At 63.4% G+C, this 6,506-nt stretch carries 5 protein-coding genes; 1 reads left to right on the top strand and 4 read right to left on the bottom strand.

Annotation, left to right across the window (positions count from 1 at the left end; translation table 11 throughout):
* Window positions 1–1,761: biotin/lipoyl-containing protein (locus Q0O40_RS14910; protein WP_295531603.1), on the top strand; the 1,761-nt coding region annotated here is incomplete at its 5' end.
* A gap of 33 nt (window positions 1,762–1,794) precedes the next feature.
* Here the strand turns inward: Q0O40_RS14910 and Q0O40_RS14905 are convergent.
* The 4 genes from Q0O40_RS14905 to Q0O40_RS14890 form a co-directional block, all read right to left on the bottom strand.
* The gene (locus Q0O40_RS14905) at window positions 1,795–2,718 is read right to left on the bottom strand and encodes a glycosyltransferase family 4 protein (protein ID WP_295531601.1); all 924 of its coding nucleotides are present in this window, start codon (window positions 2,716–2,718) and stop codon (window positions 1,795–1,797) included.
* A gap of 178 nt (window positions 2,719–2,896) precedes the next feature.
* A complete protein-coding gene (gene istB / locus Q0O40_RS14900; protein ID WP_295531598.1) occupies window positions 2,897–3,679 on the bottom strand; it encodes an IS21-like element helper ATPase IstB in 783 nt (260 codons plus the stop codon).
* Window positions 3,669–5,195 (bottom strand): IS21 family transposase, encoded by a 1,527-nt coding sequence (istA, locus tag Q0O40_RS14895; RefSeq protein WP_295531606.1) that lies wholly within the window; start codon window positions 5,193–5,195, stop codon window positions 3,669–3,671. The genes istB and istA overlap by 11 nt, the downstream gene beginning before the upstream one ends.
* Window positions 5,196–5,462: 267 nt before the next feature.
* On the bottom strand, window positions 5,463–6,506 hold a 1,044-nt coding region (locus tag Q0O40_RS14890), incomplete at its 5' end, for an amidohydrolase family protein (RefSeq protein WP_295531596.1).

Below are 6,506 nucleotides of genomic sequence, written 5' to 3'. Positions count from 1 at the left end.
AAGATCATCGCCGCCGCGCTCGCCACTGGGGCGGAGGCGATCCATCCGGGATATGGGTTTCTGAGCGAGAACGCCGCGTTTGCGCAAAGCGTGATCGATGCGGGGTTGATCTGGGTGGGGCCGAGCCCCGCCAGCATTACCGCGATGGGGCTGAAAGATGCGGCCAAAGCGCTGATGGCGGCGGCGGGCGTGCCCGTTACGCCGGGCTATATGGGCGCAAATCAGGAGCCCGCGTTCCTTGCCGCGCGCGCGGGCGAAATCGGCTACCCTGTGCTGATCAAGGCCGTCGCGGGCGGGGGCGGCAAGGGGATGCGCAAGGTGGAGGCGGCGGCGGAGTTCGCGGACGCGCTCGCCTCGTGCCAGCGCGAGGCCCTCGCCTCGTTCGGCAACGCGCATGTGCTGATCGAGAAGTATATCCAGCGCCCGCGCCATATCGAGGTGCAGGTTTTCGGCGATACGCATGGCAATGTGGTGCACTTGTTCGAGCGCGATTGCTCGCTGCAGCGCCGCCACCAGAAAGTGATCGAGGAAGCCCCCGCGCCGGGCATGGACGAAGCGACCCGCGCGGCGCTGTGCGCGGTGGCGGTCAAGGCGGCGCGGGCGGTTGACTATGTCGGCGCGGGCACGATCGAGTTTATCGCCGACGCTTCGGACGGCCTGCGGGCGGATCGCATCTGGTTCATGGAAATGAACACGCGGCTGCAGGTGGAGCACCCGGTGACGGAGAGGATCACCGGCATCGATCTGGTCGCATGGCAACTGCGCGTAGCCAGCGGCGAGCCGTTGCCCAGGCGGCAGGACGAGCTGAAAATCATGGGCTGGGCGATGGAAGCGCGGCTTTATGCGGAGGACCCGGCCAAAGACTTTTTGCCCAGCGTGGGGCGGCTGGAGCACTTCGTGCTCGAATCAATACCCCTCGATGGTTTCAGCGAAGCTCAGGGTGCCTTTGGCCGGATCCGCGTCGATACCGGCGTTTGTGAAGGGGACGCGATCAGTCCATTTTATGATCCGATGATCGCCAAGATTGTCGCGCACTCTGGTGATCGCAGTCGGGTTATCTCCCTTCTGGGGCAAAAGTGTCGCGATGTGCAGTGCTGGCCGGTAAAGACCAACGCGTCCTTCTTGGCCAAGATACTTGCCCATCAGGAATTCATTGCTGGCAACTTCGATACCGGGTTTATCGAACGTAACGTCGCGGAATTGACGACCGATGGAAGTTTTTCAGCGGTACAAAGTCTAAAGAATGTCATGGTGCACCGGGGCTTGTTTCAACATGTCAACGCCCTCAGCGGATTCCGGCTCAATGCCGAGCCATGCACCCAGATCCGTTTGTTCGTTGATGGAATAGCAACGATGGTCGAAAACCCGGTGATAGGGCGCCACGTCCAATCTTCCCCTTTTATCAAAGGTCGAAGGCCCGGTAGTTTCGAATTGGGAGATTTTATCGAAGTCGAAGATGGCATCGTTGGGTTTGATCATGGTACCGCGCATAGAGTAACAACGGCAGTTCGGGGCCGGAGTTCCGGTACCCCATCCTTCGGCGCCATCATCGCCCCCATGCCGGGCAAGGTCATCGCGGTGGAGGTAACGGCAGGCCAAGCCGTCATCAAAGGCCAGAAGCTGCTCGTGCTCGAAGCCATGAAGATGGAGCATGCGCTTACCGCGCCGTTCGATGGCATTGTCGCCGAATTGCAGGTGCAGGCGGGCGGGCAGGTTCAGGTCGATGCGCTGCTGGCGCGGATCGCGCCAATATCGGATTGAGCCTGGCTGCAACGAAAGAAGCCAAGGGTTGCTTTACGGGATCGAGCGGCTTGGGCGGGACGTAACGACATTCAACGCCGCTCTGCCCCCGCAGGCGCGCGGCTTTGTCTGCGCAGATCGCAACAGCGCAGACCACTGCGCCTCGCGGACTTCGTGGCAGCCGTGGATGGCTGCGCGCGCGCGTTTCCCGATGGCCTTCACGCTTGCCGACAAGAGCGCGCAAAGGGCATCTTCGATCTTCGCCTGATCGGTGAAATCGACCACGACACCGGCCCCTGCGGCTTGCTCGACAAGTCCATCGACCGGCGCGACCATGACGGGACGCCCGGCTTCGCGCGCTTCGTTGGCCACCATGCCATAAGCTTCCCACCGTGATGGCACCGCGACGACGTCGCACGCGCGCAGGAACGCGGCCACATCATCGACTTTGCCGGTGAAGCGGATGGCCGGGCAATCCGCCGCCAGCGCCCGCAGCATTGCCTCATCCTCGCCAAACCCGCCCAGAATGAGATCGCAATGCGCAAACCAGCCGCTGCGGAAGGCTGCGATCAGTATGTCGAACCCCTTCTGCTCGCAAAAGCGGCCATAGGCACCGATCCGCAAGCGCCGCCCGGGCTCGGGCAAAGGCAGTTCGGTAAGCCCGGGGTTTTCGGCATAAGGATGGATCACCGTGATCCGCCCGGCCGCGATCCCCGCTGCCTCCTGCAGCCACTCAGACTGCGCGCGCGAGACGCAGACGATCTGATCAACAAGCCGCATCGCCAGCCAGAGCATCGCCCGGAAGCGCATCCGGCTGGGCACATGGATCGCTTCCCACGCGCGGGTGTAGCTATGTTCGACGTGCACGATCCGCGCTGCGGGATTGCGCAGCCTTAGCCCCGCCAGCAGCACCAGGCGGCGCCAATTGGGCGGAAAATGCGTGATGATGATGTCGGCCGCGATGCGCGGCGCGGCCATGGTCGCGGGAGGCAGAAGGATTGTGGAAGCCTCTGCTATCCGCCGCAATTCCTCCGAACCGAACACGCCGAGCGCGCGCGTAACCCCGCCCAGCTGTTGATTGCCACTGAGAGGTGACCCGGGATTTCCATCGAGAATTGACCCGGTTGGATATGTGTCCCCCGGTGTGGGGGTGGGGTCAAGCGGGTGATTTGGCCTTTCGTGTTTTGGGGGCTGCGGCACTGCTGGCCCTGAAGCGGAAGCTGTCGTTTCCGGTCTCGAGGATGTGGCAGTGATGGGTGAGGCGATCGAGTAGCGCGGTGGTCATCTTGGCATCGCCGAAGACGCTGGCCCATTCCGAGAAGCTCAGGTTGGTGGTGATGATGACACTGGTGCGCTCGTAGAGCTTGCTGAGCAGGTGGAAGAGCAAAGCGCCGCCCGATGAGCTGAACGGCAGGTAGCCCAGCTCGTCGAGGATCACGAGGTCGAGGCGGAGCAGACGGTCGGCCAACTGCCCGGCCCGGTTCAGAACCTTCTCCTGCTCGAGCGCATTGACCAGATCGACGGTGGCGAAGAAGCGCACCTTCTTGCGATGATGCTCGACGGCCTGGATGCCGAGGGCCGTGGCGATGTGGGTCTTGCCGGTACCGGGCCCGCCGATCAGCACTACGTTGTTGGCACCGTCGATGAAGTCGCCGCGGTGGAGTTGGCGGACCATAGCCTCGTTCACCTCGCTGGAGGTAAAATCGAAGCCGGTGAGGTCCTTGTAGGCCGGGAAGCGGGCTGCCTTGGTCTGGTAGGTGATCGAACGAACCTCGCGTTCGGCCACCTCGGCCTTGAGCAACTGGGACAGGATCGGCACGGCAGCATCGAAGGCCGGAGCACCCTGTTCGATGAGGTCGGTCACGGCCTGGGCCATGCCGTACATTTTGAGGCCGCGCAGCATGACCACGACGGCAGCGCTGGCGGGATCATGACGCACGGGCAGTCTCCCTGCTGCGCAGCGCATCATAGCGCTCGACGTTGGCCTTGGGTTCACGCCCCAGGGTCAGAGCCTGGGGAGCGTCGATCTTCGGTGGTGTGCCGGCCTTGCCGTCGGTCAGCCGGTGCAGGATGTTGAGGACGTTGGTCTTGGTCGGCACGCCAGCTTCAAGCGCCAGCTCAACGGCGCACAGAACAGCTTGCTCATCGTGTTGAAGGACAAGGGCGAGGATCTCGGCCATCTCCCGGTCACCACCGGGCCGTTTAAGCAAATGACCCTGCAACTGCCGGAAGGCATCGGGCATCTCCAGGAAGGGTGCACCGTTGCGCAAAGCCCCTGGCTTGCGCTGGATCACCGCCAGATAATGGCGCCAGTCATAGACCGTCCGACCGGGCAGATGATGGGACCGCTCGATGATCCGCTCATGCTCACACACGATCCGGCTCTCGGCCGCCACGACGATTCTGTCCGGATAGACGCGCAGGCTGACCGGGCGGTTGGCAAAGGAGGCCGGCACGCTGTACCGGTTGCGCTCGAAGTGCACGAGGCAAGTCGGCGAGACCCGCTGGGCATGCTCGACGAAGCCATCGAAGGTGCGCCCCAGCGGCATCAGGCTGGCGACCTCGTCGGCCCAGGCATCGGCTATCGTGCCGGGCATGAGGCCATGCTGGATCTCATGCCATTGCTCGATGCAGCGCTGCTCGAGCCAGGCATTGAGCGCCGGCAGATCGGGGAAGCACGGCAGTGGTTGCCACAGCCGGCGCCGGGCATCTTGGACGTTCTTCTCGACCTGACCCTTCTCCCATCCGGCGGCGGGATTACAGAACTCCGGCTCGAACAGGTAATGGCTGGCCATTGCCGAGAACCGGGCATTGACCTGGCGCGTCTTACCAGCGCCGATCCGGTCGACCGCGGTCTTCATGTTATCGAAGATCCCGCGGCGCGGCACCCCGCCCAGCACCCGGAACGCCTGGGTCAACGCATCGAACAGCATCTCGTGGGTCTGGAGCAGGTAGGCCCTGACGATGAACACCCGGCTGTGTGACAGCTTGCTGTGCGCAACCTGCAGCTTGGTCCTCTCCCCGGCGATGATCGCCCAGTCCTCGCTCCAGTCGAACTGGAAGGCCTCTCCCGGCATGAACACCAGCGGGACGAAGGTGCCCCGGCCACTGGTCTGCGCATCGCGCTGGCGGTCGGCCTTCCACTCCCGGGCGAAGGCTGCGACCCGGTTGTACGAACCGTCATAACCGAGGGTCACCAGATCGGCGTGCATCTGCTTGACCGTGCGCCGCTGCTTGCGTGACCGGCCAGCCTCAATCCTGAGCCAGCCTGACAGCTTCTCGGCAAATGGGTCCAGCTTGCTCGGTCGCTCAGGCACCTTGAACCGGGGCTCAACCGTGCCGGCCCGCAGGTACTTGCGGATCGTGTTACGGGACAAGCCCGTGCGCCGTTCAATCTCCCGGATCGGCATACCTTCACGGAAATGCCAGCGGCGGATCACACTCAATAACGCCATGTCGATCACTCCATGATCCCCCGACTGCCAGCCAAGGGAACGATCAGAACATGGGTCAAATCTCAGTGGAAATTACGGCCTCTCCCGGGTCACTTCTCAGTGGCAATCAACAGCCACCAGGCACCCACTGGCCCGGCGATCCTCCCCCGATCGCCGGGCCTTTTGGTGTCGAGGTGGCAGGGCTTACAGGGCAGGGCTTACAGGGCAGGGCTTACAGGGCAGGGCTTACAGGGCAGGTGCCGGGCCGCGCAGCGCGGCGCAAATCGGCTAGCTGCGCACCAGCCGTCCGGGCCGCGCGCCGGTATCCGCGTCGTTTTCGCGGATCATCACGCCGTTGCAGAAGGTGGCGCGATATCCCTTCACTGGCTGCATGATGCGGGTTCCCCCGGCGGGCAGATCATGATGCGCGACCGGCGATGAGGCGGCCAGATTGGCATAGTCGATCACGTTGATATCGGCGCGCTTGCCCACTTCCAATGATCCGCGATCGCTCAGGCCATAGAGCGCGGCATTGCGCGCGGTCTGTTTGTGAACCAGAAACTCGATCGGCAAGGTGTGGCCCTTCTTCCGGTCCCGCGTCCAATACGTCAGCTGGGTTGTCGGCATCGTGGCATCGCAAATCAGCGTCACATGCGCGCCCGCATCGCTCAACCCCGTCACCGTATCGGGATGGGTCAGCATTTCCTCTAAAACGACATTGCTTTCAGGCAGGTTTGGCCGGCTGAGCGAGGCAAAGTGCGTGCCGTCCCCGGCCACCAGAAAATCATACAGGTAGTCGAGCGGTTCCTGCCCAGCCGCCTGCGCAAGCGCGCCGATCGAGGCTTCTTGCCCGGCCTCCAGATCGATCGGATCGTTCAGCGGATACATGATTGCCGCGCCCTGCCGGAACAGGGAATAGAGGTTCATCATCGAGCCGGGAGCCTCAAACGGAATATCGCGTTCGGCCATGATCTGCGCCTTCATCGCCGGATCGCGCATCGCCGCTGCGCGCTCCGCCAGCGGCAGTTCCGCCATTTTCGCGATATACGTCGGCCGCCGCATGAACGCGTGGTAGGAACTCAGCCCGCTCAAAAAGCCGATGCTGCGCGAGGGCACTTGCGGAAAAAGCTGCGCGCCGTTGTCGTTGGCCTCGTGCGTCAGCTGGAGCAGGTGCCGCCAAAGATCGGGCGCATAGTCGCGCGTTTCGACCAGGGTGAAGGTCACCGGGCGGCCGCTCTCTTGCGAAAAGCGCTTGAGCAGGTCCAGCTCTTCTTCGGGCGAGCTGCGTTCCCCGCCAAGGCCCGCAAGCTTGCCGACCGCGCCCGCCGGTAT

Source organism: Novosphingobium sp. Chol11 (assembly GCF_945870625.1).
GTDB lineage: Bacteria > Pseudomonadota > Alphaproteobacteria > Sphingomonadales > Sphingomonadaceae > Novosphingobium.
Note: the sequence above shows the minus strand (reverse complement) of the source record. Positions and strands in the feature narration are given on the sequence as shown.

Bases quoted from the DNA above. Each gene is read 5' to 3' on its own strand.
- istA (WP_295531606.1), bottom strand. From the start codon at position 5,195: ATGGCGTTATTGAGTGTGATCCGCCGCTGGCATTTCCGTGAAGGTATG.
- Q0O40_RS14905 (WP_295531601.1), bottom strand. From the start codon at position 2,718: ATGGCCGCGCCGCGCATCGCGGCCGACATCATCATCACGCATTTTCCG.